At 50.7% G+C, this 25,457-nt stretch carries 29 protein-coding genes; 28 read left to right on the top strand and 1 reads right to left on the bottom strand.

The window, feature by feature from the left end:
• The first annotated feature begins 16 nt into the window (after positions 1–16).
• The 25 genes from HFP08_RS17495 (at position 17) to HFP08_RS17375 (ending at position 20,326) form a co-directional block, all read left to right on the top strand.
• Complete coding sequence (locus tag HFP08_RS17495) at positions 17–682, top strand: EAL domain-containing protein (RefSeq protein ID WP_168121904.1); 666 nt, start codon at positions 17–19, stop codon at positions 680–682.
• Positions 675–1,409 (top strand): metal-dependent hydrolase, encoded by a 735-nt coding sequence (locus HFP08_RS17490; protein ID WP_168121903.1) that lies wholly within the window; start codon positions 675–677, stop codon positions 1,407–1,409. Before HFP08_RS17495 ends, HFP08_RS17490 begins: the two co-directional genes overlap by 8 nt.
• A 103-nt stretch (positions 1,410–1,512) precedes the next feature.
• Complete coding sequence (locus tag HFP08_RS17485; RefSeq protein WP_168121902.1) at positions 1,513–1,920, top strand: hypothetical protein; 408 nt, start codon at positions 1,513–1,515, stop codon at positions 1,918–1,920.
• 2 nt (positions 1,921–1,922) lie between these two features.
• A complete protein-coding gene (locus HFP08_RS17480) occupies positions 1,923–2,249 on the top strand; it encodes a hypothetical protein (RefSeq protein ID WP_168121901.1) in 327 nt (108 codons plus the stop codon).
• Positions 2,246–4,519, top strand: coding sequence for a hypothetical protein (locus tag HFP08_RS17475; RefSeq protein ID WP_168121900.1), 2,274 nt, complete (start codon positions 2,246–2,248; stop codon positions 4,517–4,519). Before HFP08_RS17480 ends, HFP08_RS17475 begins: the two co-directional genes overlap by 4 nt.
• A gap of 16 nt (positions 4,520–4,535) precedes the next feature.
• The gene (locus tag HFP08_RS17470) at positions 4,536–6,416 is read left to right on the top strand and encodes a hypothetical protein (RefSeq protein WP_168121899.1); all 1,881 of its coding nucleotides are present in this window, start codon (positions 4,536–4,538) and stop codon (positions 6,414–6,416) included.
• Positions 6,413–8,269, top strand: coding sequence for a VirB4 family type IV secretion system protein (locus HFP08_RS17465; RefSeq protein WP_168121898.1), 1,857 nt, complete (start codon positions 6,413–6,415; stop codon positions 8,267–8,269). The genes HFP08_RS17470 and HFP08_RS17465 overlap by 4 nt, the downstream gene beginning before the upstream one ends.
• 3 nt (positions 8,270–8,272) lie before the next feature.
• Positions 8,273–9,394: a M23 family metallopeptidase gene (locus tag HFP08_RS17460; protein ID WP_168121897.1), complete on the top strand. Its 1,122-nt coding sequence runs from the start codon at positions 8,273–8,275 to the stop codon at positions 9,392–9,394.
• Between the two features lie 18 nt (positions 9,395–9,412).
• Positions 9,413–9,673, top strand: coding sequence for a hypothetical protein (locus HFP08_RS17455; RefSeq protein ID WP_168121896.1), 261 nt, complete (start codon positions 9,413–9,415; stop codon positions 9,671–9,673).
• On the top strand, positions 9,670–11,847 hold the full coding sequence (locus HFP08_RS17450; protein ID WP_168121895.1) for an FtsK/SpoIIIE domain-containing protein: 2,178 nt from the start codon (positions 9,670–9,672) through the stop codon (positions 11,845–11,847). The genes HFP08_RS17455 and HFP08_RS17450 overlap by 4 nt, the downstream gene beginning before the upstream one ends.
• Positions 11,848–12,090: 243 nt before the next feature.
• Entirely contained in the window at positions 12,091–12,288 is a 198-nt protein-coding gene (locus tag HFP08_RS17445; RefSeq protein ID WP_168121894.1) for a hypothetical protein, read from the top strand.
• Entirely contained in the window at positions 12,285–12,737 is a 453-nt protein-coding gene (locus HFP08_RS17440) for a helix-turn-helix domain-containing protein (RefSeq protein ID WP_168121893.1), read from the top strand. The genes HFP08_RS17445 and HFP08_RS17440 overlap by 4 nt, the downstream gene beginning before the upstream one ends.
• Complete coding sequence (locus HFP08_RS17435; protein WP_168121892.1) at positions 12,694–12,882, top strand: hypothetical protein; 189 nt, start codon at positions 12,694–12,696, stop codon at positions 12,880–12,882. Before HFP08_RS17440 ends, HFP08_RS17435 begins: the two co-directional genes overlap by 44 nt.
• Before the next feature lie 76 nt (positions 12,883–12,958).
• Positions 12,959–13,684, top strand: coding sequence for an SAF domain-containing protein (locus HFP08_RS17430; protein WP_168121891.1), 726 nt, complete (start codon positions 12,959–12,961; stop codon positions 13,682–13,684).
• A gap of 11 nt (positions 13,685–13,695) precedes the next feature.
• On the top strand, positions 13,696–14,754 hold the full coding sequence (locus HFP08_RS17425; RefSeq protein WP_168121890.1) for a CpaE/TadZ family protein: 1,059 nt from the start codon (positions 13,696–13,698) through the stop codon (positions 14,752–14,754).
• 92 nt (positions 14,755–14,846) lie between these two features.
• Complete coding sequence (locus HFP08_RS17420) at positions 14,847–16,331, top strand: ATPase, T2SS/T4P/T4SS family (protein WP_168121889.1); 1,485 nt, start codon at positions 14,847–14,849, stop codon at positions 16,329–16,331.
• Positions 16,332–16,341: 10 nt separating this feature from the next.
• Complete coding sequence (locus tag HFP08_RS17415; protein WP_168121888.1) at positions 16,342–17,334, top strand: hypothetical protein; 993 nt, start codon at positions 16,342–16,344, stop codon at positions 17,332–17,334.
• 12 nt (positions 17,335–17,346) lie between these two features.
• The gene (locus HFP08_RS17410) at positions 17,347–18,219 is read left to right on the top strand and encodes a hypothetical protein (protein ID WP_168121887.1); all 873 of its coding nucleotides are present in this window, start codon (positions 17,347–17,349) and stop codon (positions 18,217–18,219) included.
• Between the two features lie 57 nt (positions 18,220–18,276).
• Positions 18,277–18,438 carry a hypothetical protein gene (locus tag HFP08_RS17405; protein WP_168121886.1) on the top strand — a complete coding sequence of 54 codons (162 nt, stop codon included), beginning with the start codon at positions 18,277–18,279 and terminating at the stop codon, positions 18,436–18,438.
• Between the two features lie 104 nt (positions 18,439–18,542).
• A complete protein-coding gene (locus tag HFP08_RS17400) occupies positions 18,543–18,722 on the top strand; it encodes a hypothetical protein (RefSeq protein WP_168121885.1) in 180 nt (59 codons plus the stop codon).
• Between the two features lie 43 nt (positions 18,723–18,765).
• Entirely contained in the window at positions 18,766–19,152 is a 387-nt protein-coding gene (locus tag HFP08_RS17395; protein ID WP_168121884.1) for a hypothetical protein, read from the top strand.
• A complete protein-coding gene (locus HFP08_RS17390; protein ID WP_168121883.1) occupies positions 19,149–19,631 on the top strand; it encodes a hypothetical protein in 483 nt (160 codons plus the stop codon). Before HFP08_RS17395 ends, HFP08_RS17390 begins: the two co-directional genes overlap by 4 nt.
• A 44-nt stretch (positions 19,632–19,675) precedes the next feature.
• Complete coding sequence (locus HFP08_RS17385; protein ID WP_168121882.1) at positions 19,676–19,864, top strand: hypothetical protein; 189 nt, start codon at positions 19,676–19,678, stop codon at positions 19,862–19,864.
• The gene (locus HFP08_RS17380; RefSeq protein ID WP_168121881.1) at positions 19,851–20,120 is read left to right on the top strand and encodes a type II toxin-antitoxin system PemK/MazF family toxin; all 270 of its coding nucleotides are present in this window, start codon (positions 19,851–19,853) and stop codon (positions 20,118–20,120) included. The genes HFP08_RS17385 and HFP08_RS17380 overlap by 14 nt, the downstream gene beginning before the upstream one ends.
• Positions 20,121–20,218: 98 nt before the next feature.
• Positions 20,219–20,326, top strand: coding sequence for a putative holin-like toxin (locus HFP08_RS17375; protein WP_206109277.1), 108 nt, complete (start codon positions 20,219–20,221; stop codon positions 20,324–20,326).
• Positions 20,327–20,625: 299 nt separating this feature from the next.
• Here the strand turns inward: HFP08_RS17375 and HFP08_RS29035 are convergent, their stop codons facing one another.
• On the bottom strand, positions 20,626–21,423 hold the full coding sequence (locus HFP08_RS29035) for a hypothetical protein (protein WP_206109276.1): 798 nt from the start codon (positions 21,421–21,423) through the stop codon (positions 20,626–20,628).
• Between the two features lie 316 nt (positions 21,424–21,739).
• On the opposite strand from HFP08_RS29035, the gene HFP08_RS17365 reads away from it, so the two are divergent.
• The 3 genes from HFP08_RS17365 to HFP08_RS17355 form a co-directional block, all read left to right on the top strand.
• A complete protein-coding gene (locus HFP08_RS17365; RefSeq protein WP_168121880.1) occupies positions 21,740–22,657 on the top strand; it encodes an AbrB/MazE/SpoVT family DNA-binding domain-containing protein in 918 nt (305 codons plus the stop codon).
• A 133-nt stretch (positions 22,658–22,790) separates the two neighbouring features.
• Entirely contained in the window at positions 22,791–24,128 is a 1,338-nt protein-coding gene (locus tag HFP08_RS17360; protein ID WP_168121879.1) for an S-layer homology domain-containing protein, read from the top strand.
• An 18-nt stretch (positions 24,129–24,146) separates the two neighbouring features.
• Positions 24,147–25,457 (top strand): hypothetical protein (locus HFP08_RS17355; RefSeq protein WP_168121878.1); only part of this gene is annotated, 1,311 nt, incomplete at its 3' end.

Raw genomic sequence — 25,457 nt, 5'->3', positions numbered from 1 at the left:
CGTTATCGATTTCACGATGAGATTTCAACCGATTTGGGATATGAACGAGCCTACGATCCTCGGTTATGAAGCGACCGTCATTGGCGTGCATGGTGAACCGGCAGCGATGCTGTTTAAACGCCATGCGTCACACATCGCTGCCTTTGATCGTCTGTTGATTGCGATGGCGTACAGGGAAGGCAAGAAGCTGCTGCAGACGGGACAAAAATTGTTTATTAACATCCACCCGCGTACACTAAGCAGCGGCGTGTCGATCCCTCGCATGGAATCCGCGAACATCGTCTTTGAAATTACGGAGAAAACAAGCTTCTCCGGCGAGGTGAAGCAGGAGCTGCGCGAGCTGCAGCAACAGGGCTTTCAGCTTGCGGTGGATGATTACGGAAAACAATTCTCGAATCTGGATCGATTAATCAGTGATTGGTTCACTCCGCGCTATTTGAAGCTGGATCGCAGCTTTACCGCTGCACTACTGCGAGTTGAACGTGCGCAGCTGGTCATTCGGCATACACAGGAACTTTGTAACAAGCTTGGTATCCATCTCATCGCAGAAGGCGTAGAGACGGAACGGCAGCAGGAATTGTTGCAGCAGCTCGGCGTTCGTTTCATGCAAGGCTATTATCTCGGTTATCCTGCAGCAGCCGAGAGCTGGCTCAGGCGACCCGTGGCGGCGAACGATGAATAAAGCCGGTCATGTCTCCTTTGGAGTCGCGCTGGCCGCAGCGGGACTGTACATGTTGCCAGAAGTGCTTGTTGCTGGGGAGATTGCGGCGATGATCGGGTCAGCAGCCATCGCGAGTCTGTTGCCGGACCTTGATCATAAGACAAGCACAGCCAGCAATTGGATCCAGTTGCCGCATGCCTACCGGCAGTTGGCGAAGGGAGCGAGCCTGACTCTGCTGGCAGGAGCGCTGCTGGCTTGGTGGATGGGACAATTCCCTATCGCCTTGTCGCTAGCCGGTGTCGGTGCCCTTGCTTTCGGATTATCCAAGCTGCGCAACGTCGTGCTGCTCGTTTTGGGTATGATCCTGTTGCTTCTATTCGCACAGCTGCACACGCACTGGCTGCTGGCGCTGGCTGGGGTTGCGCTTGTGATCATGCCCTTTCTTCGTCATCGCGGCTTGATACATGCGCCGGAATTTGCGCTTTTTCTGAGTGTCGGTATGTACTACTTTGCACGGGAGCAAGGAGCTATGATACAGGCTGCTGCATGTGGATTTACCTTTGGCTGGTGGTCGCATCTGCTCGGTGATGCTCTTGGCAAGGAAGGGATATCACTTTGGCTATGGTCAAGAGCGAGACTCGCGCTGCGCATAGTGGAGAACGGCAGCCGCTCCGAGTGGATGGTCGCCAAGCTGTGCAATGGGGTTAGTGTAGCGCTTCTTGTCTTCTATGGTGTGAATAACGGTTAGTCCTACAATAATCCTACAAGAACTCGAGTCAAACAGGCCCGATTCAAGGATTTTAAGCGATTGTACTACAAAAATACTACAAGTTTATGAAGGAGTTGAAGAGATGAGTGTATTGAATTCTTTCTATATACAAGCCATCAATGTCTTGGCAGCAGCCACACCTACCCCGTTTCCATCAGGGACGGAAGGCGATTGGGATGCAAACCCGATTGGAAAGCTGCGAGAAAAGCTTGCCTTCCGTTGGTCGATTTTTGAAGGACTGGATTTTTTGTTTTTCCTGCTGGCTGTGCCCTATACGATCTTAACCGTAGGATTGCTGCTTTATAGCTTGTGGGGCGTCTTAAAGTTTCTGTGGGCGGCGTCCAAGGGGAATAAGTCCATTGGGGACAAGGCGTTCTGGATCCGCGTCGCCGTCATTGTTTTTGTCTGCTTTCTGCTCTTCAGCGGCATCTTCTGGGACATCCTGGAATCCATTTACACCTGGACGAGCAGTCAGGATGTGACGGGTTAACCATGGACGCGAGTTGGACGGATCAATTTGACATCTACGTCATCGATCTCTCTGTGCTGGAGGGCATGGATTGGGCGCTCGTGGTCGGCAGTATCGTCGGGACACTGCTTAGCGTGGCGGCTATGGTCTACTGGCTGTACAAGCTGCTTCTTGGTTTATGGCAGATGAGCGCGGGTCGTGCGAGCTTTAATGATCGCGCCTATTGGATCCGCATGCTCGTTGTGCTGCTTTTGATCATGGCAGCCATGAGCGGACTGTGGTTCATTATCATCGCGCAGCTGCTGGACAGCATCCAGCTATCACTGGCAAAGGGGGTGAGCACAACATGACATTTTTCACGACCCTGTGGCTGGCAACCGCGACACCAACTTCGACGCCGCCTCCGGAATCGGATACTTCGTCCGGAAGCAGTTGGACCTTGCCCGATTGGACCACCATCTTCGGTCCATTGCCGCAAATTCTGGCCGACTTCGGCAAGCAAATAGACACCATGAATACTACGTTCTCGGACATTATAAGCGGCCATTTTTTAAAAACGTCGATTGACAATCTCATTATCCAGTGGGCCGACGAATCCATCACGCCGCAGCTTGGTGTATTCCAGAAGATTTATTTGTTTACCCCGCGTATTGCGGAAATCGGGTTTGTGCGTACCTTGTGGTCGATCGTCACGCTGCTTTGCGTGATTGCCTTGTTTGTCGGCATTGGCGTGCTAACGAATCAGGTGCTGAAGGGGAAAGTCGAGATGAAGAGGCTGCTTATTGGGTTTGTCGTCAGTCTAAGCACTTCGATCATTAGCCTGACGGTGCTGAATCTGATTAATGTGGTGTTGAATTGGTTAACACAGATGATGCTGGAGGGCATTATCGGGACAACAGGCCTCGACTATACCTCGATTAGCGGCCAGGACATGCTCAAGGCGCTCACGATGGGCTCGACCATGTTGACCGATCCGGCCTATGCCGGGATGACGCTCGGCGAAGCCCTGACCGGGGTGGGCGGCCTATTCTCGATGATTGTGCATATTTATTTGGTCTTTCCGGTCATGTATCTGCTCGCCACAATCAAGATTCTTACTTTAATCGGCATGGTGATCGGTGTCGGCTTTTGGATCTCGTATGTCGCGTTCAGCGGCAGATTGGAGGTGCTAATCGGCTATCTCAATCTCTATGTCCGAACCTTGTTTGTTGGGGTGCTCATGACGCTGCACTGGGCCATCTTTGTGAAAGCCCAGACCGATTACAGCATGGGTGAAGGCGTCTGGGCCGAGATGGGCGTGCATCCAGCCATTGCTGCGCCGGTGAGTGTGATCGCCCTGCTCGTCCTGCTTTATTTTATCTGGCTCAAACCGCTTTGGCGCGGGATGCGTGATCCGATTACCTTAAACGGCGGCAAGGTTGTGGAACGAGCCGGGCAATGGTCGGAGAAAGCGTCGACCACGATGCAAGCCATCGGCAAACGCCTGGGATCGGAAGGGATACAAAAACGAGGGTTGAATGTCGCTTCCCTGGCAAGGAAAATGCAGGAAAGCGGTAAAAAAATGCAAGAATCTCGCAGCCAAATGGGCAAGCGCATGTTATCCACAGCTACAAGGGGCGTTTCGGAGGTCTTGCAAGGAGTGCGCTATGAAGGGCCGACAGAGTGGGCCGAGCAGACCGGGGATATTGTGACTGCGAAAGCAGCTCCCGTATCTTTTGTCGGTGCGCAAGTAATGGCGGAGTCGCATGAAATCTCGCATAAGCTGAAGGCTGGCGGTTTCGAAGCGAGCACGTTGATCAAGGTGCCACAGACGGAGCGTGGGGATCTGAGGAAGATGCTGGCCTTGCCGGACTTCAAGCAAAAGCATGGCGCGGCCATTACGTATAAAGAAGCGACCGGCGAGCTGGTTGCCAGCGGAAGCCAAGGGAAGGCTGCGCTGAATGAGCTGCGAGACGCGCAGTTTACCGTGTCGGATGCGGCGATTGGTCATGCGAAAGAGGGTGTATTTGTTGGCCATGACGGGAGCGTCAAGCGGGTTGCCAAAGGCAAGGGAACGGAGGAAGCTTTCAAGATGGTGCAAGAGCAATTACCGGCCTATACGAAGGCGAATCTGTCGCCGGAGGATGCAACTGCTGCGCATCGCCGATTGCTTGCCGATTCCAAACGTTACCCCTGGGCGGACAAACTCAAGCTGCGTAAGGATGGACTTTGGGTGCCGGAGGAACTTTCGAAAGAGGTCAAGCCGGTGCTTGAAGGGATGCAGAAGCATGGCGTGACTCGGGTGCAATTGGCACTGCCGAAGGGTTCACGGTTTCTTGCACGCATGTTGCAAGACTGGGAAGATAGCAATAAACATGAGGAATGGCTCTCTACTGTTGAGGCGGATGAGCAGAAGAACCGTGTGGTAGTGCCACAAGAGAAGCTAGCCGATTTCCAAGCTGCCTATGACGCTTATCGCAAAGAGCGGACGCCCTACTGGCGAACTACCTTCGGGAAGATCAAGGTTATCCTGGACGGTCAGCCGGTTGATTATGGCCAGCCGCCGCTAAAAGGACTGGATATGGGGTCGTTCGAAGACCTGCAGAAAGAAATGATGCGGAAGCAAGAAGCGCAGCGTTAGAAAGGAGGACGCGCTTGTGGGAAAGGAAGAACAGCTTCGACACGAAGAGGCGGAGAACGAGCTGCTCAGCATTTATCTCATGGGAGATATTCGCGAGGATGCACAGTTTCTGGGGCTGACGTTAAAGGATATCGGATGGATCATCGGCACAACGCTCATCATCGGGCTTGTGCCTTTTTTATTGCCGGTATCCTTCTGGACCAAGTTGATCTGGCTCGTACTGGTGAGCGGATTCAGCTTCATTGGCCGGATGGTAGGCTTACCCATGCATCGAAAACGCTATTACCTGGACAAACGTTATCAGCCAAAGCGTGGCAGCGGCAGTGACATGGGGGCTTTGCTGGGGATGCAAGAGGATGGCTGGTATTACGTTAACGCGAATAAGAACGGCAAGCCGGTTGTACAGATCCTCTATCAATTGCAGGCTCCTCCGTGGGAGACAGCGATTCTAAGCCAGAAGCGAAAGCGAATTGCGGCATTCGGTCAGTTTATTCGGGCCTGTGCAAAGGAAGGATTTGCGGCGGATATTCATGCCGAGCAGATTCCGGATTTTCGTCATGACATTTGGCAGCAGAAGGAGGCGTCTTCCTCCGACAGCGAGGGCATCCATAACCTGAAGATGATGCGCATTGGCATGTGGAGGGAGTTGGCTCGGAGTGGCGAGGCGCAGCGGAGCGCTTATGTGCTGCGATTGTCGATTGACCAGCACCGCATCGATGCCCGTCAACGCGATGACGAGCCGGAGGGGACGAAAGAAGAGCTGAAGCGCTTCCGCTTTAGTGCGGAACTGCGAGAGAGGCAATCGCGGGTGATGGCAGTGCTTGCTCAAAGCGGCCATGCCTATAGCTTGATCTCTGGCTATGTGACGCCGGAACTGCTTGGTCGTTGGTGGGATCGCAAAGCGTGGGAGCAATGGACAGATGCTCAGGAATCGTGGGAGGAGCCGGAGACAGAGGAGAAGTCAGAGCATTATTCCGAAACGGAAACTTCGAATCTTGCTCCGGAAGAGGCTACAGCCGACGTCGATGAAATCGAGCAACAAGTTGTCGATGAAATCGATCAACCAACTGGCGATGAACGAAAGCGTTCCTTCCTTAGGTTGCTGGCTTCGCATTGCACGGCGCTGTGGGCAATCTTGTCGAGGCTTCAAGCTATCCTTGTTCTTTGTTTTTGGAAACGAAAGGAACCAACGACACATGAATTGGAACCGGCAGTGGAGGATGAGTCAGTCCAGGATGAGAACGAGTCGCTTGTGCTGACGCCTGGCATTCGCTTCTTGACTTCTCCGGTGCCATCGGGCAAAACGTTTCTAAGTGTCAATCTTGGCGCGGCTTGGAGCTCGCATGTATCACCGGTGCATGTGATTGATCTCTCCCCTGATCAGGGCTGTAAGACCGCGCTGAATCCATTGCCGCTCACCTGTGACGAAGAAGGGTGGGAGGCATATATGTCCCGTCATACGCCTGGTCTCACACTATGGATTCCAAAGCCGGGTCAGCGCGATGCTCAGGCGGTGCAGAGGCTGCTGCGAAAGCTTGGCGAGGCTTATCCGGTATTGGTCGATGTGCCTTGGGGTTATCCAGGGCGTGAGGAACTGCTCGAGCATGGGAACGCGATAGCGGTCGTGGATAACGATTATCATCACTGGCTGCGCTGGGCGCAAGCTTCGCCGACATGGCAAGGCGAGGTTTGGATAAACAATGTGGATTCGAATATGGAACAGGCTGTGGAGACACTGGTGAAGGAACAATGGCAGTTAGCCATTAGCTATGTCTGTCCGGCGATTCCTGGCGCGCGGAATTGGCTGTATCAGGGGAGACCGCCTGCAACAGATGGGGCCGTTCGTGGACGACTGCGACAATCGGAAACATCTCAAGAAGAGGAGGGTTGCGCATGATTGGATCCGCACAACGATTGATCAAAACATGGAAGAAAGCGGCTAAGCATCTGGAGGTCAATGGAGTCTTGGACGGTAAGGATGCGAAGAATGGCCATTATGTGCGTGTTGTCACCATTAAAGGCTACCCGCCGATGCTGCTGACCGGTTATCTGGATACGCTGGATAGGATGGTCACAGAAGAAGGGGCGACGCTGCGAAAGACGATCCGCTATGCGAAAAGCAATGCCAAATGGGGCTGGAGCCTTAAAAACAAGCTAAAACGACTGGAACGGAGTATTGAGACGGCACAAGAAGCTGGCGATCCGGAGCGAAAAGCCGAATCGGCGGCGCGGGACACGATCCTGGCGCTGCGGGATGCGGCTTATCGGGATGAGCGAACCTTGGTCGATATTCATACCTTCCTGACGCTCTCCGCGCCAAAGAAGCATCAGCTCGATGCCGCGACGAAGAAGCTGCAAGCCTGGTTCGACGATATGACCGGCGAGCTTGACTTGCTGGAGCGTGAGCAAGTTGAGGCCATGAAGCAAACAAGCCCGGTCAACGATTCGTACACGAAGCCTGGTTCTTTTTTTGCGAAGCAGCATTATGGACGGGTGACGACAGACACGGTGGCCGCCAAGACGTATCCATTCACGCGAGGCAGCTTTTCCGACAACGAGGGACTTTACTTTGGCCGGCGCACGGAGGACGGCGGCTTTTGCTTCATCGATATCTGTAATCCGGATGATCCAAGGGCGCAGAATATGACGGTGTTTGGGAAGACCGGGCAAGGAAAATCATTCTTTATGAAAGCCCTTGTCGTATCTCTTGTGGAGGAAGGTATTCATGTCTTTGTGTTTGATTTGGACGGTGAGTGGCGTGACCTGTGCGATTATGTCGGCGGCGTATACGTCGATCACACAGCCGGAACGGGGCGCTATTATGAGCCGCTGACGATCATGCCCGCGCTGCCGGAGCTTGACGCGGATTGCGCCGAATACAACCGTTCCCGTTTTCAGAAGGCAATCGACGCAGGAATTCGAACGATATCCTTGTTAGCTAAGGGGTTAAACGAGGTGCAGACCTTCGAGGCCGGAGAAGCGATCAAACGCGTTTTCTCGGCGGCGGGTATTGATCCAGGACGAGAGGAGAGCTGGGCTTCGCCTTATACAGGGCCTAGACCGACGATTCATCTTGTGTTCGAGGATATTCAGCGCGAGGCGAAGCAAAATCCGGATGCGAAGAGCTTGCTGGATAAAATTAAAATTTACTTCATTGGCATCTATAACGGTTTATTTGCAGAGGAAGAGCCGCTTACCTTTCGACAGGCCAAGCTGGTTGTCTATAAGGTGGGCAGTGGCCAGATGAAGGACAGTGATCTTAACGACGAAAGGGCTCAGCAAGCGCAGCTCAAGATGAGTATGGCCATCGACGCCGTTAACGCCAATATTCAATATCTGAAATTCCAAGGCGCGTCCTTTTCAGCGGTTTTGGTCGATGAGGGGCAGCGTCAGACGCAAAACCCAGAGCTGCGGCGGGAGATTTTCAGTTGGTACACGTCGATTCGCAAATGGAACGGCATGATGATCCTGGGCTCCAATACGCCGATGATCATGCTCGATACGGCCGAAGGCGTCGGCATGTGGGAGAACACCAATACGCGTGTGTACTTCTACATGGAACATTCCGCTGTGCGTGAGTTGGCAAGGCATTCTGACATTCCGTTCGAGGTGCAGCAACGAATTAGCGAGAACGAGGATACGAATCGCTATGTGCTGGAGTATAACAAAAAATACGATGAGCTCATCATGCAAGTGCCGGAGCACGAAGCCAGGCTGTATAAAACACGCGGCCTGAAGCAAGCGGGGTAGGCGATGAGCGAAGGCGTAGTCGCGAAGTCGCTGGATGTTATCCAGAAGGTGCAGCGAGCAAGACGCCTGTACCGCCTGGCAGCGCTGCTTGGTTCGTCCACGGCGCTGATTGTGTTGTTGATCTGCTTTCTGGGCTTGCTTATTGTGGTGGCACTCATTCCCTATTTAATTTTCGGAAAGGAAGAAAATATGGCGTATCAAGCATCCGCTAGTAGTTGGGGATGGATGGAGCCTGCTTATATCGATACGGATGGCAGCGCCTATGCCTGGCCGCTGCCAACGATTACGCGAATCACCTCGACATTTGGTCAACGGGATATTGGCGAAGGAGCCGAGACGCACAAGGGGATCGATATTGCGAACGGTGCCGCGAATACCGAGCTGCAGCCGATTTATGCCACGGCCGCCGGTACTGTGGTAATCGCCGGTGCTGCCGAGGGGTATGGACAAGTTGTGCGCATTGAGCATGAAGGAGACCTTGTTTCCATTTATGGGCATTTGGACAGCCACATGGAGGTAAGTGTGGGCGATACCGTGCAGAAAGGCCAACGAATCGGGCGTGTTGGCGCAGGGAAGGTGGGGCGATCAACGGGACCACACTTGCATTTTGAGATCCGCAAGCGAGGCGTGGCGGTCAATCCGCTGGATTATGTGAAGCCGCCAAACGCGGAGCAGAATATGCCGCTGGAGCTATCGTATCGTCCGTTGCGAACGGAGGCGGTGATGCAATATCTTACGGCCAAAAAATCTGCGCTCGCCGATCCTGAGATTCTCGCGATGATCGACAAGGCGGGCAAATCGCAAAATGTGGATCCCCACTTTCTGATCGCGATCACAGGTCAAGAGCAATCTTTTGTTCCCAGCAATAAATTACATGCCGATTTAATCATTCGCAATCCGTGGAATGTGTTTGGTTGTTGGTGCAGCGGCAAGGGAGCGGAGCTGACAACGGAGGAGTCGGCCTTGATCGCGGCTAAAACGATTGTTAAATTATCGCAATCGCGGCCGGCTACAGTGGATCCGATCTATTGGCTGGTCAGCCGGGACAATCCCCATGGCTATTATGCCGAGCATATGGGTTGGTGGATTGGCGTAAAGGCGTTTTACAAAGCGCTGCTTGAATGAAGCGAAGGAGGAGTAACCGTGTGGAGTTTCGTACTCATTATTTTATTGGTGTTTTGGGTTCTGCCCAAGTTTTTCGTAAAGTTTGTTATTCCGGCATGGGCATGGAAAGCGCTTGGCGTGTTCCTGCTCATCATGATCATCTATAATGCGGATGCGGCGTTTAAGCTGGTCGTAGGCGAAGCGAAAGCCTGGTTTCCGGTTGTGCAGTCGGGTGTGACCTCCATCATGACCGGCATGCGCGAATTTATCGCGACGCTCGGAAGAAGCGATGCTGGATGAGCGAGCAGCAGAGGGATAAATCCGAGGAGAATCAATTGCCCAAGAACTACTGGCAGTTTGTGACGCGACTATGTTTGCTTGCGGCCGGGGTGTGCGTCATCTTCCTGGTCATGCCGGATTCGCCGCCACTGATGAAAGAGAAGGCGAGGCTATACCTGCCGCAAATTGTAGGGTCGTGGCTGCTGCTATCGGCGCTGCCCTGGTCGATCCTGCGGCTTTGGCAGCATCGCGCTGCCTTGCTGGTCAGATGGCGCAATTGGCGAGCGGTCCGTGATCATCCGAGACAAACGATGATCACACCGGTGAGCGGCGACACCAGCGATCGGGTAGAAGTGACGGCCCTGCAGCAGGCGAGCATGAGCGGTGAGCGCCACACGCTCACGCCCGAGGAGCAAGGTTATGATCAAGCGCTCACGCCGCCGCTCACTGAGTTGCCGGTCAATCCCAATCCAAGGCCACGCGCCGAGATGACCATGGAGACAGCAGGTGCGGCGATTTCGACGGCCCTGCAGCTGGCGGAATTTTCGGTGGAGGAAGAGGTACAGGTGCTGAAGGTGGAAGCCGGTCCTGTCCTGCAGATTGTTTCATTCCAACTGCCGCCGAAGGTACAGCTAAGCAAGCTCGCGGCCAAGAAGGAGGACATTGCCAATCACCTGGGACCGCAGCAAGGTTTTGATATTACCGCCGCCAAAGCCTTCAAGAGCGCGGCGTCCTTTGTCATTCCGCATGATCAGGCCGACCGGGCGTTTGTCTATTTGCGCGATATTGCGGCCCAGTTGCTCACCTTTGCGGAGAAAGCCACCTTGCCCATGATTTTCGGTAAGGATATGCGAGGCAACCCCATGCTCTATGATTTGGTGAAGATGCCGCATTTGCTGGTGTGTGGGGCGACCGGATCGGGGAAATCGGTTTTCGTCAATACGCTGCTCACATCCTTGCTTAGTGTTCGCTCACCGGCACAGATTCAATTGCTGCTCATTGATCCCAAACAGGTGGAATTTGGCATCTATAAGGGATTGCCGCATCTGATCGCGCCGCCGGTGACCGATATGAAACGAGCGGTGCAGATGATCGAGAAGGTCATAGTCGAGATGGAGCAGCGGTATGAACGATTTGCCGATACCGGGACGCGTAATCTCGCGAGCTATAATGCCAAGCATCCGGAGCAACCGTTGCCGAGTATTGTCATTGTCATTGATGAGTATGCGGATCTGATGTTGGTCGCCGGAGATGTGATCGAACACGCGGTGCAGCGGATTACCCAAATGGCGAGGGCAGCAGGGATTCATCTCATCTTGGGTACACAGCGCCCAAGCGTCAATGTGGTCACCGGCACGATCAAGAGCAATTTGCCGTCAAGGGTGACGTTTAAGCTGCCGAGCACCAAGGACTATATGACGGTGCTCGACCGTGGAGCGCCGAAGCTGCTTGGCTTTGGAGATGGCGTCTGCACGGTGCAAGGCGGGGATTTGCAGCGATTTCAGTCGGCGGCGATTAGCGTGATTGATGGGGAGGACACCGCGTTTATTGAGCAACTGATCGCCTATTGGTCAGCGCGTGATCAGACGCGCCAGGTTAATCCGGATCCGAGCTGGATGGAAGAGCAAGAGGAAGTTGCAGATATGACTGTGGGGGTTGCGCAAGCGAACGTTCAAGATGAGGTAGTGAATACAGAACTGCCTTCCAAAGTAGAGTGGGAGCCGGAAGAAGATTATGGAGCTTCTGCAGCAACAAAACAGTCTGATCCTTATCTGCAGGCACTGGAGCTTGTTAGAGAAGAGGGTGGCTTCAAAGTTTCTTCGATTCAGAGAGAACTTCGAATTGGGTTTGGTGCAGCTGCAGAATTAGCCGAGCGGATGATGGCCGAAGGTATCATAGGCGCGTATGATCCGGAGAGCAAGTGGAGGCCGCTGCTTCAGCAGAAACAGGAACGAACCGAAGAGGATCTGCTCACTGAACTTCGGTTATACATTTGTCAAAACAGAACCACACGCTCCGTTGACTTAAGAGAAGCGCTGGGGATTCAGCGTGAGACGGTTTTGGAACTCATGCGTTCCCTTGTACAAGAAGGTTTTCTACTACCTCCGACAAGTACAAAGGCCGGTTACAAAATAGCATGGGACGATGAGAAGATAGAGTCCTTTTTAGAACAATGCGAAAACGAAGATTTCTAGTACTGCGTTTCTAGTACTGAGCAAGGAGAATGGCTCTATCTTTGAGAAGCCGCATGATTACTAGTGTTTCTCATCAAACAGAGAGTACTAGAAAAGCGAGTACTAGAAAAAATATCATACTTTTTTCATACGATTCACTTGTCCAATTGTCTTACTCTTATACCATAGCCATTTTTGAGAAGGTCATCCAACTGCGGGTGGCCTTTTCTGATGGACATGAAGTGAAGAGAGGAGGAGAAAGCGATGGGTAAACCGCAATTGATTTACACCATTGGCAATTTTCGCTTTGAAAAACAGGAAGGCTCCAACATCATCAACATTTTCAATGCTCGTACTGGTGTAAATGTGGACTGTTTCACGCAGTATAATCTGTCCGATCAGTCGGAGTTTGAAAAGTCCTGTCGTGAGACTCACGCCGAATACGCCAAAGACTGGTCATGAGCAAGCTCAAACCAAGGGAGCTCGCGGCTGAGCTTGGAATGCCGGAGAGCTCCATGCGTCGTTGGTGCAAGGCGCTCGAAGATGCAGGCTATATCTTTGGCCGCGAGCAGAACCGAAGAGTCTTTGGACAAAGGGATGCTGTTGTATTGCAACTCGTAAAGGAGCAGATGGCAAGTCCAGGTACAGGCACGACGCTAGAGGAAGCCTGTAAGGCAGCCGTTCAGATTCAAGCTGATCAGGGGCAGATCGAACAGGGAACGGAAGATACGTTGTCTGCCGACAAACAGTTTGAAGAGCTGCTGGAAGGCTTGGCTGATCGTATCTATTGGTCAGGCGCGGAAGTGGCCGTTATGGAGCTGAGAACGGCCTACCAGCGATGGAAGGCTGTAAAGGAGGGAAAAGGGCATGAGCAAAATCAAGATTTTGAAGTACATGGAAGAAGAAGTTGAAGTGTGGATGAAAAAGAATGTGGGATCGGACAATCGGGATGATTGGTCGAACTATTTCCGGTGGTGCTGCCATTGCGGTAGCTATGTGCATGTAGATGATTATAGCGGAGACAGAGACATTTGCGATGGCTGCGATTCGGACTGATCACGTAATCGCTATCTGATCACGAATATAAAATGGCAAGCCGCCTGATCGGCGGCTTGCCAGAAGGAGAGAAGTGATGAACATTTGGAAGAAAATGAATCGCATTGTGCTGTATGCCGCCCTGATCATCGCGACGCTCGCAGCGCTGTATCTGCTCGACACGCGTTGGTCCACCGCATGGGATACAGCACAAGTGGTAACGGCGTCCAGACAAATCATGCCGCATGAGACCATTGAAGATGCCGATTTAGCGATTGTAGAAATGAAAAAAGAGCTGATCATTCCTGGCGCATTGTCGCCTGATCAGCTTCCGGCGCTCATAGGTCAGGAAGCGTTGCAACTGATCGAGACCGGTGATCAGTTCACCATGAATCGGGTGGACAAGCAATCGCTGCTGAAATCACCGGATATGCACATTGTCGAAATACCGGACAAATGGATACTGTCCGTGCCCGGCAGCTTGCGCCGTTTGGATGCAATCACGATCTATGCGGTGCAAACGGCGGAAGGAGCGAACGCGGCTGTGAATCCGGAAACAGGGACGGATACAGAACTGGATTCTGCGACTTTATCTCCTCCACCCATAAGCAAGGTGATGGAAGATGTGGTCATCGCGTATTACAAAGATGCTGGCGTTAATGAAGTGCGCAGCGCGATCACAGAGGGATCCAATCCCAACATCCGGGATACGGCAACGGTTCGTGGACGCCGGTTAGAACTGCAACTGAACGATGAGCAGCTGAAGGAGCTGTCATCACTGGTTGATCAGGGTTATCAATTTATGATCGGTTATGGAGGTTAGGAGGCGTAACAATGCATATCGGTTTTATTGGGCGTGACAATCAGCTTCGCGAGCATCTGCAATCGCTCATGGGGGTGAAGGCGGTCTATGCTTTGCGTGCTGATCAGAGGGATGAGCATGATCACTTGTTAAGCACATGCGAGCTGCTGATCATCTCAGATCGGGAGGTGCCGGCGCATGATGTCGAGGCATGGGTGCAGCCGTATGCCGGAAAGATGGAGTTGGTCTATCTGGCGAGTTATCAGGCAGACGCTGCGGCGTTTGCCGATGTGGAGTTGATCGGCAAGCGAGCAGGTATAGCGGTGCTGCCGCCCAAACGCACCGCTGAACAAATCGCCGTGGAGATCGGCAAGCGTTATTTGAAACAAGTACCTGTGGATGATGGCGGGAAAGTGATCACCATGCTCGGGACACTTGGACAAACCGGAGTAACGGCCACGGCGCTCGCGCTGGCGGAACAACTGGCTACCGCCAGTGATCAGACGAAAATTGGCGTCATTGGCTTCAACTGCTGCTCGCCTGGCGATGCGTTTATGCCCTACAAGGGCAGTTATTTGAACGAATTGCATACGCAAGTCGAGGTGCTAAGCGCGGATGAGCTGCTGCGGCATATGCATCGACAGGAGTCGGGGTTCTGGTATCTGGCGGGGAATGCGGATCTGACCAAAAAATATCGCTACCCGACAGAAGCTACCGCACATCTGCTCGCCTGTGCGAAGCAAGCTTTCGATGTGGTGATCGTGGATGCAGGTGCGTCTGTCGATAATAACCTGTGCCTGGAGGCGGTGATGATGGCGGATATGCGGATGGTGCTGACCACCTCTCAACCATCCGCGCTTGCGCAGTGGCAGCGGCAGCGAGAAGTGCTACAGTTGATTGCCCCGGATGTCTCGTATTTGTTGCTCCTTAATCGGGCGCATCATGCCGGTGAAGTGAAAGAGATTGCCGATCACATGAAGCTTGCGTCCATTGGCTGGCTGCCTCAAGTAGAGGGAGGATGGCAATGCGAGGTGGAGCGAAGGCTGCTGACACATGCGGGCTCCGAAAAATATGCTCGGCAACTGCAGTAACTGGCGAGGCTGCTTCAGCAACGATTCGGACTTGCGATGACGGAGCAGCAGCCGCCCAAATGGAAAAACTGGTTTCACAAGGCGGTGAGGGCATGAGTGCGGCAAAATGGCTGGATACAGACTTTCAAGTGACGACGCTCAAGCAACCTTCTTCGCATCTCGCAAAAACATCGGCGCAGCAGCCAGGATCAAAGAAAACGATCAAACGATTACTCTCGTTTCAAGATGCATGCCTCGCGATCAAGACTCACTTCCGCGAGTTGAATGAGAAACGGACAGAGGAGGAGATGCAGAAGTGGCAGCATTTGCAGCATGAGGCCGTGCTCGGATCGCCCGCAGCCGTCCAACTGTTCAAGGATGAGATTGAAACCTGTATACGCCGTCAACGGCTGGATGTGGAAGCGCCAGCTCCCTATGATTCGCTGGTGGAAGGATTGTTCCAAGAAACATTTGGACTTGGGGTTATCTCATGCTGGTGGAAGCATCCGAGGTTTGCCGAGTCGCAATCTGCGCGGATTATTGGCCGGCATGTGTTCTTCGACATTCCGGGCGAGCGGGCCTTACAGCCGTTTGGCTATAAGGATGCAAAGCATGTGGAGGAAATCATTATTGAGAAGCTGAAGCTGAAGGACGAATTCGCCAATATTAGCAAGTATAATCCGAAGCTGGAGATTGATATGGCTGACGGCTCGCGGGTCATGATCATGATTCCGCCACGCGTCCGCTTGCCGGTCATTGTGTTCCGGAATTATACGATGCCGCGCCCGACACTCGAACAATTAGCACGCAACGGCACGATGCCGGAGGAGATGGTGCCGATTGTCCATGGCTTGTCTAAGGCCATGACGAACATCGCGGTATTGGGCAAAGTGCGCAGCGGCAAATCCACACTGCTCAAAGCATTATTCGGGATCCGCTATCGTGAAGATCAGGTAGCCGTTAATGTTGAGCGCATGCATGCGGAGCTGCGTCTGCAGGAGTTGATCCCTGAAGGGCAAATCATTGAAATGATTGCCCGTACGGATGCTGATTATGAGGAAATCTTCGATCAGGTGTTGCGGTCGGACTATCATTTCTGCGTAGTCTCCGAGCTGCGAAGTCTTGAAGCGGAGATCTATCTGCTCGCCTCCGAGCGCGGTGAGGGTGGATCGATGACGACGTATCATACGGACCAGGCTCGCAATATGCCAGGGCAGATTGCTCGTTTGATTCTCCAGCGCTACCCCTCTCGAAGCTATGAGGAGGAGCTCATTCGAGTGGCTGAGAATCTGGATATCGTCTATGTGATGCGAGAGCTGCCTGGCGGAGCCAAGCGTTTGGATAAAATCTGCGAGATTCGATTGGATCCCATTTCGTTAGAGGTTAGCGTACATGATTTGGCTCGATGGGAACCGGCTGCCGGAGCATGGCGTTACCAGGCATCGCTGAGCGAGCGAACGCTAGAGAAGCTGCGGCGTACGGCTCCGGATTACGCAGATGTCGTGATGAAGTCGCTGGAGAAGCTGGCGGCAGCAAAGCCGATGACAGGGCCCCATGTGGAAGTCGCCTTATCCCACATGGGTGCTTCACGGGGATAGGAGGAGAAGGATGGTTACCTTTCACATCTCGCCGGATATGGCGGTGAAAATGGTGCTCATTTTGCTGTACGCATTTGCAGTCTATCAATTGATTGGCCTGGTGTTCGCCCCGCTCTTGAGACGCTGGCGATCACGTGGATATCTTCCTGCAGGAGCGACCAAGGATAACGTGGATGAATACGAGAGCCATTTCACGCACCTGGAGCTGCTGCTTCGCTCCACGAGCCATCCGGCCAAGTTTACACGGACAAGCGTTGCTCAGTTTCTCACGCTCAGCGGCAGCTTGTTTATAATGGCCTATTTTATCCTGCTTGTAGGCGGTCTAGGTCAACTTCCGCAGGGGCAGATGTCTAACTGGTGGAGTTCTAATGCGCTTCTGATGGCTGTTGCCGCAGCGGCCATCCCCTATGCGATCAAGCGGATTCAACTGCAACTGATCCGCAACGCCAACAGTTACGCGCTCATCGATGCAACGGAGTTGCTCTTAATGAAATACCGCACACCTGGTTATGTAGCCAACTTGTATCATGTGTTGTCGGAGCTTTCGATAGAGATCGAGGGACCGATGAAGCGCACATTCTACGGCATGGTAACGTTGCTGCAGGTGGAAGGGCGAACGGCCATGCCGGAGGCGGTGGAGCTGTTCGTCTATCAAATCCAGAATACCTGGTCTCGGCAGCTCGGCATTCTGCTTATGAAAGCGGCGCTGCAGAACAGGAATATTGAACGAGCCTTGGTTAAGCTGCATGAGGATATGACGGAAGGCAAGCAAATCGTGGAGGGCGAGAAAACGGAGTATATGGAATCGATCATTATGGGTTTCTTCCCTTTAATTATCGTTCCTGGAATTATATTTTTCATGAATAACCTGTTTGACGGTGCGGTACTGAAGATGCTGTGGAACGATTCATCGGTCTTTCAGGGATTAGTGCTCTGTATTGCGTGTGTATTCGCAGGTCTCGCTACTTCACTGGTGTTGTCGAAACCTAAAATTGAAGTGTAAGGAGGGAAGTGCGTGGTTGTTCTGTTTTTCAAAATGATGCTATTCGGAGCTGGAGCTGCAGCCGTTCTGCTACTGGCTCGTGAGCTATTTTATGTCCGGCGTCGCAGTCCTCCGCCTATCCTGCGCCAAGCGGAAGCTTGGGCGCGAAACTCGCGACCGGCTATCGAGCAATGGTACAAGGATCCGATGTGGGAGCAGGTAACACGTGAGGCCGGTCTAAGCAGTTTGAGCGCCTGGTCATTCAAGCTTATACGAGACGTGACGTTTCTCTTAGCGGTGCTTGTTGTTCATCTCTCCTTCTTAGTGAGCAAGCAGTACCCGCTGTCGGCGATGTTCCTGATCGCGTCGATGTACGGGCTATTGCTGACTGGCAAGTCCTACATGCCCATGCGTCTGTTGCTAGCGGCAGCGGGCAAAGAACGCTTGCAGCAGAAGAACGACGAAGTCGTGCTGTTGTTCATGCTCTTCAGCACCGACTGTTACACAGAAACAGCAGATCATTATCAAAGCGTCCTGGCGAAGCTGCGGGAGTACAGGCGATACTTGAAGGCGCTTAGATCGGATATCGATCAGCTTATATTTGACCTGCCGCTGGACGGGCCTTCAGCCTTTACCGCGTTTGGGGAGCGGATTGGTTCGAAGGAAGCGAAAATGCTGGCCATCATCATGGCCAAGATTAACGAGAGTAGTCCAGAAACTGCCGCCGATCTACTTGAGCAGCACTATGAAACGTTCCTGGATTTCCGCCGTCAGCGGCGCAAGCGGAAGCTGAGGTCGAATGGGTACATTGGCTTCACCGTTGTATTTCTGGCGATTATCGCCGTTTTATTTTTAATCAGCTCCATCGCCGGAGCCTATCAAGATACATTGTTAGATGTTTTGTAAAGTATGCGTTCGAAAAAATTGGCGAAGCCCCATGAGGGGGAAAAGGAGACAAGAAAGATGGGAAAAGCAATTGCAACTGTACTATTGATCGCAGCCATGTTGGTATTAATCAAATTGACGATTTTCTCCGAGGACGGTACGTTCGGAGATGCGAAAACACAGCGGGATCGCGCGAGTCAGTACTCCGAAACGATTACGGTTCCAAGCGCGTTGCCTTAAGGCGTGCCTTCGACAGGAAGCATAGAGCAGCGAGGGTTTTAACCTTCCTGCTCTTTTCAATCGAACTATACAGGCATAAGAAAAACAAAAAGGAGATTATGAATATGGAGAAGCAAGAAAAAGAAAAACAAGCCGTGTATTACACCGACGGCATCGATGAATTTATAGCCCTTCGCGGCTTTGAAGAAGCAGTGCGTATCGTCGCCAAGACATTGGCTATTACGTCGGAGCAAGCGCGTGAACGTGTCACCCATGCACAAAGGCAACGGAAAAACGAAATCTAAAAGCCTCGCCAACGGAGGGAGTAAAGCGAAGGAGGATTGAGCGTTGAAAAGTGTAATCGCATTACTCATTTTGTCGCCAATCTTACTCTATGTATGGTTCCAGCCGAGCATCAACCGCACGGTGCAGTATAGAGATCAGGTGCTGCAGAAGCAAGCCTATGAAATGTCTTATCTTGTGGCACTTGAGGGCAGGCTCACGCCGGAAATACGAGAGACGGTATTAGCCAAATTGGAAGGGATGTACTTCGACCGTCAGAAAGTGACGTTAACCGGGCCGGCAACGGCGGTCGAACGCGGGGAACAACTGAAGGTCACGTTACGCTACCCGCAAGGGCGAACCGAGCTCTTTGATTTGTTCGGTCATGCCGAAAGCCGCGATTATTTCTACAGCATGACGATCATGTCAGAGTATGTGGATGGACAATTATGAAGTGGGTCATCACCCTCATTCTGCTGATGCCGATGTGGCTTTATCTCGATGCGTCGAGCCACGATGAATATCTGCAGACGAAACTGAAGGCCGAACTGAAGGATGGGCTCAAGGCGGCCACGCACGATGCCGCCCTGCAGGTTGATTTGGCTGAGTTGGAGAAAGGTCATGTCGTGTTCCTTCCGGATATCGCGGAGCATGCCTTCCTGGGCTCCGTCCAGCGCACCTATAGACTGGATACGCTGTTGCAGCCATTGCCAGGCAGCATCTGGAAGTCACCTTTCAAGCTTGTCTACTTCGAGCGAGTAGAGGATGGAGAGTTTCCAATGGCTTACAATAGCGGTCCGCCATACTATTATGCGGATGTCTTAAACGGCCCATCGATTATTGCGATTGTTCAGGTCAAGCATCCACGTTTTTATGGGATATCTCGAGATTTCAATTATACGGTTGGCAGCAGCCATGAGTATATACCATAAGGCATGAGATTTGGTATACTGTTGGAAAAGGGAGGCGAAGGTGGATGGAACAACACAGGGATGAAGTCGTGGAACAAGTGGAACGGCTCTTGCAGAAGCTGAAACCTGAAGAACGACGGCGTATTCTTCTCCAATTACTGCAACACCAAGGCTTGGATCCGGATGCCTTTGCCGTCGGCAGCAACTATGATTTTTGGTTCAACGGAGAGGACGATGTGTATGACCGGTTATAAGCAGGGAGATGTGCTGCTGGGAAATGAAATGGTAGTGGATATAGACGTTCTGATCGCGCCTGTGACGAGCAGCGGGGGCAGAACGTCTTTTGATGTTGAGATTCAGTACTGGGAAGAGGCAGGGCTAGCAAAACCCTCGATTGCCAGAACAAGTAAGCTCCATACGATCCCAACAGCTAGTATTATTCGCCCTCTTGGCAGGTTACGAGAAACGGATCTGCACGCGGTCCTGGCTAAATGCAAAGAGCTGTTCTAAATCATGACAAATTTCAATTGGACATGCTATACTCATTGGAGCACATTGGAAGGCTTTGAGAGGGCGGTCGGCTAATCTCCCGGAAGGGAGGTGATGCCATGGCGGTTAATGATGCGATTATGATAATGATCAGCTTTGGAGCGTTAATTGTTGCGCTACTGACGCTGGTTGTAGCCATCGTCGCCGTTATTATCCAACAGAAATAGGCCGCCTTCGCAAAAGGTAACGGCCTATTTCACAGAGCTAAACCTTTAAAGCCAACCGCCCTTAAAAGCGGCTGGTGTGCTAAAACTGGAGTCGTGTTAGCGCACGGCTCCTTTTCTATTATTATTATAGCGAGAAGTATATATACATGTAAACCTTTTAGTTTACAAATTGATTGTAATTTCGCACAAAAAAGAACGTTTATTCGGAATGTATGCTCTACTATTGGTGTGAAAGGAAAAGCCGACGGAAGTGTAGCCGTCGACTTGAAAGTTAAGTTACTATAGTTTTTTGTATGTATTTAATTCACATCGTACTCCATAATCTCGAACGTTACAATTTTATCGAATATAAGGTGATCTTTCCGACTAGTGAATGGCCCGATGTTGTTGTTTTTTTCTATTACGTATCTTTCAGACCCAATACCTTGAACTCGTGAATCATACCATTGAATAAATTCGTTTACTTCTACCATTGAAAGATCATATTCTTTTTCATCATCGTTTGATAACGATATAACCAACAAAGCTCTACCATTTGGCGGTTCAGGCGTTGGCTCCGGTGTCGGTTCTAATGTCGGTTCAGGTGTTGCAGTTGGTGTTGCAGTTGGTGTTGCAGTTGGTGTTGCAGTTGGTGTTGCAGTTGGTGTTGCAGTTGGTGTTGCAGTTGGTGTTGCAGTTGGTGGTACTGGAACAATGTTGGTCGTTGTGAAATTGGTCGCCGTATTGGTAGGAGTACCTGACGCTGCCCAGCGAAACATCGATGGCATTTCACTCATGTAGACTCGTACATACCTAACATCGTTTATCACAGTGCTCGTGGAATTATAACTATTTACTGTATTGCATGTAGATTTGGCAACCGCATACAGGTTATCGCCTGTACTGCTGTAAAGTACAATCGCCCCTTGTTGATCTACTTCACACACTGATTTGTACGAGGCGATGTTTTGATTGCTTCCCAAGTCCAAATAATAGTATGCATTAGAGCTGGCATTTGCGGTTAAATTCAGTGTCATGGACGTTACAGCAGTAATGACAATACAAAGAGTTAATAAGACTTTCCACTTTAAAACTTTACTCTTAAAATATTCTACCATTTTTTCAGTTCCACCTTTTTCTAATATTATGATGCATCAGTGAATTATATCGTAATGAAAAGGAAGTTGTCTACAAATTTTTGAATAATTATGTATTAAGGTGAAACGTGCGTGAATTCATAAAACGTTCTAACTGAATTATAGATATTCTTTCCATGTGGTTCAGATGTCTTTAATGATATGGTCCCTTGAGAAAGAATACATAGGCAGAAAAGTAAACCTTAAATAGAGAGATGAATTATTTTAAATGATTAAATATTTACTTAAGTTCAAAATAAATATATACTGATATTACCAATCGAGAGAAGGTGGGTTCATGAAGGAGCAGCAAATACAAATTACGATTCCGCTACAGGTACGGGAAGAGCTCAATGTGCAGCCTGGAGATAAGGTTATTTTCACTTTGCGATATGAAGCGTCTCATTTAAAATACTATGAGATTGCGAGAGCGCCAATCTCACTGTTTCAATTTGAGAAGAAGGAGTATTATCGCGTTTCACAACGGGGCCAGGTCACAATTCCTAAGCAAGTAATCGAGGATTTGGAGCTTGATTATAAGGATGAAGTCGATATGGAATACGCAGATCGCAAGTTAATATTGCGTAAGGGCTACCTGTATCAATTCAGGGGCTTGATCGTGTCGCTTCGCCCTACATTCTTCGATGGTTCGGCGCTGGAACTGCTAACGATTTTGACGAGCGACCATCCAGATGAAGGAGAAGGGCGAACATTGCGTGTGAATGAGCAGATCTTCACTCAGCTACAGCAGCTCTATGGCAAGTTAAAAGAAAAATACGAGCCAGAAAGCCGGTTCCCTTGGGTCGGCATTATGGAGCCATCGGAAAACGAGGTTCGTGAGAGGGGGATCTCCATCACCTTTGATCAATCGACAATGCCTAATACCTTAACCCTACAAAAAATTGGCGCGGAATACTTGTCGAATCCATTGATTGCTAATCTCTGGCAGCAGCGAGTACCGTTCATTCTGAAGGATAAAACCATTACGTATAAAGATGAGACAGGTGTTCAGACCAAAAAAATAGATCGTATGCATTGGAGAAGTACAATGCTTGAATTTCAACGCTATGCCAAGTCGTTCAAGCAGTATTGCAATGTAGACGGCCATGAGGTGGATGTGGTAGAGCTGTACACAGGTAAGAGGGATTCAGAGGATGGCGATCTCATTATGATATATCGGCTGGATAATATTATTCATTATTTGCCGAAGCAATAGCAAAGTGTGATTGGGAGACTCGGGAAAAATATCATACTTTTCTCATACGTCCGCCTTGCGGAATTCAGCTAAAGTTAATAGTGTACAGCCGATGTACAGTGGTTGAGAAATGTGGATAGGAGAGTAAAAGAGAATGAAGAAGATGATTATGCTATGTCTGGCACTGGCGTTGCTCGTATCCTTGTCGAGCCTTCCTTTCAAGGTGGAGGCTGCTGGCAAGGCGTCCTTCACGGATACGGCCAACCATTGGGCGAAAGAGCAGATTGAGACGGCCGCCCAGAAGGGGTATGTCAATGGGTTTCCGGACGGCACCTTTCAGCCAGACGATCCGGTAACAAGAGCAGAGTTTATTGCCATGCTAGTGCGTGCGCTGGGTCTGTCTCATGATGAAGAAGGAAGCATCTGGTATACCACTTATGTGCGAGCGGCTCAGGAAGAGCGAATCTACCAAGGGGATGAGGATTTCCCTGCATGGAATATGCAGAAGGAGATTAGCCGGGAGCATATGGCTTGGCTTGCTGTAAGGGCTGCGGATGACAGCCTCTTGGAGGTGGAGTCATCGGGGATTACGCGCGAAGCTGTCATTGATCGTTGGCCCATGACCGCAGAAGATAATAAAATTATACGTTCGGATGAAGATATGAGAACGTACTATGAAGGCTTCCTTGTAAGTGAAGCGTTCAAACGCGGTATTCTGACTGGCTTTGGCGGCAGTGATATCGGATTGGATAAAACGACAACCAGGGCGCAAGCGGTGACCGTGATCGAGCGTATCCTGACCTTGCGTGACGGCGGTGAACTGCCAGCGGCGGACAAGTACGCAATTGGCGAATCGGAGCTGGCGTGGTTAAAGACGAATGCGTTTATCGTGGCTCCGCAGATTTTCGATGATCCGGATGCTGATAGTATGAAGCCGAACTATAAAGTGGAGAACCTGGTGTTTCAAAACTCTACCATCTATACAGTAGTAAACCGAATTATCTTAATTGATCTCGATGATCCGAAGGATCCGTACCGCAAGCTATTGCCAGCAATAGAAAAGCTCGGTTTCCGGGGCGAGAATATTGGAAAGTTGCCGAATGATGTGTATGCAATGTATATCGAATATGAGACTCTGTACGATAAAAATCCAAACTTGTATTGGGGAAACTTATCCTTTACAACGCAAAGCTACGACACCCCATCACCTTATCCATTTGATCGTTTAGTTGAACCTCATAAACTCAATACACTAGAGAAGGAATATGATCAAATTAATATGTTGAGACCATCGGATATCGGAGTTGGTAAAGGTGTGACGGTGTGGGCTATTCCTAATTCGGGTTATACTCTTAATCCGAATATTGGTTCTAGAGTTGGGTTAGAAGATAGGGGTTTGTCCTTCACTCTATATGTCCAACCGGTTCGCGGCATGGATGGTGGTATTAGTAATACCATCTTTTATGGAACAACAACACATTATGATAAGTAAGTACTTGGAGGTGAGTTAATGAAGAAATGGTTTGTCATGCTGTTCATATTGCTTATAGGGATTATTGGGATTCAGCACAATGCGAATGCAGAGGATGCTACTCAAATCATAGATGTGAATTATTCAAGTGATGGTCATAGCAAGCTTAATGAATCAGATCAGTTTGAATATAGTGATCAGTCCTCCAGAGAGGCTACATTTAATATTCCAGCAAAAACGGGATTCATCATTAAAAATGTACGATGGGAATACTTAGATGGTGAGCTAGCACGTAATGCAGCAGGTGACTGGACAGGGAAGAAGAGCTTTGTCGGAACAGATACGATTACTGGAACGCCAATTCTAGTTGGAACAACGAGAAGTAAATCATATGGTGGCATATTTTATTGGAATCGCTCGGGCGGAAGCAACATATGGAAAGCAACGATGTCGAATGGAGTCCAGGTAACGAGCTCGGGATGTTCTTCAGCTCCTAAAGATTCTTTCGACCTGAGAGCCTATCCCAACTGTAACTCGCTTTCCTTCGGTGAAGATGCTCTTTCTCTCGTCTTGAAAAAAGATGGGGGATATTATATTGATTCGATTGATGGTGGAATCCAAGTAGATGATGAAGTTGTCGATATTAATACAATTAAACCCGGGGTTATTGAAGCAGATTACAAAACCCCTATAGATAGTGAAATTTATGATCGTTCCGGATATGCAGATCACTCAACAACGTACATTAACAAATATGATGTACTCAGCAAAACGAGCATTCGTGCTTATTTCAGTCAGGATCATGATTGTGTCCTCGATCCAGTAACAAAAGAACCTAATTGTCAATATGAAAACTTTGCTAACCCGGGCGCTCGGCAGATGTGGTGGTACTCTGCAATGAAATTCACGCTTCAAGCGACCACCTACCGCTACTTGGACAAGCATCTTGTTGTCGAGTGGATGCCGGAAGAGAACGAAATTACTGAAATCAAAGTGCGGCATATGGTGCGCTTGGGCTCAACCGGAACGTATGCGCAAGCCGCACAGACCTCAACAACCTTAGCGGACCCGCTGCCCTTATCGCGCACGATAACGGCAGACGCCAGTTACGGAACGGTCAAGGGACGAAATGTCAATTACTCAAGCTTCAGCAACTCCATATTGAACGGCACCCAAGTCACGGTGAATCTGAGCAGCACTCAGAAAACAGCCTATGTGACTTTTTTTTATGAGAAGCCGGAGCCACAGTTTACAGGGGATTTCGATATCGTGCCAAGCGTCATCGAATACCGCGACTCCTTCAGTTTTGTGCCGAAAGACTTCGTCATGAATGGCTGCGCCTACCAGTCG

The organism is Paenibacillus sp. HB172176, assembly GCF_011947265.1.
Lineage (GTDB): Bacteria > Bacillota > Bacilli > Paenibacillales > Paenibacillaceae > Pristimantibacillus.
The sequence above is the reverse complement of the archived record's forward strand: the minus strand, read 5'-3'. Positions and strand labels throughout refer to the sequence as shown.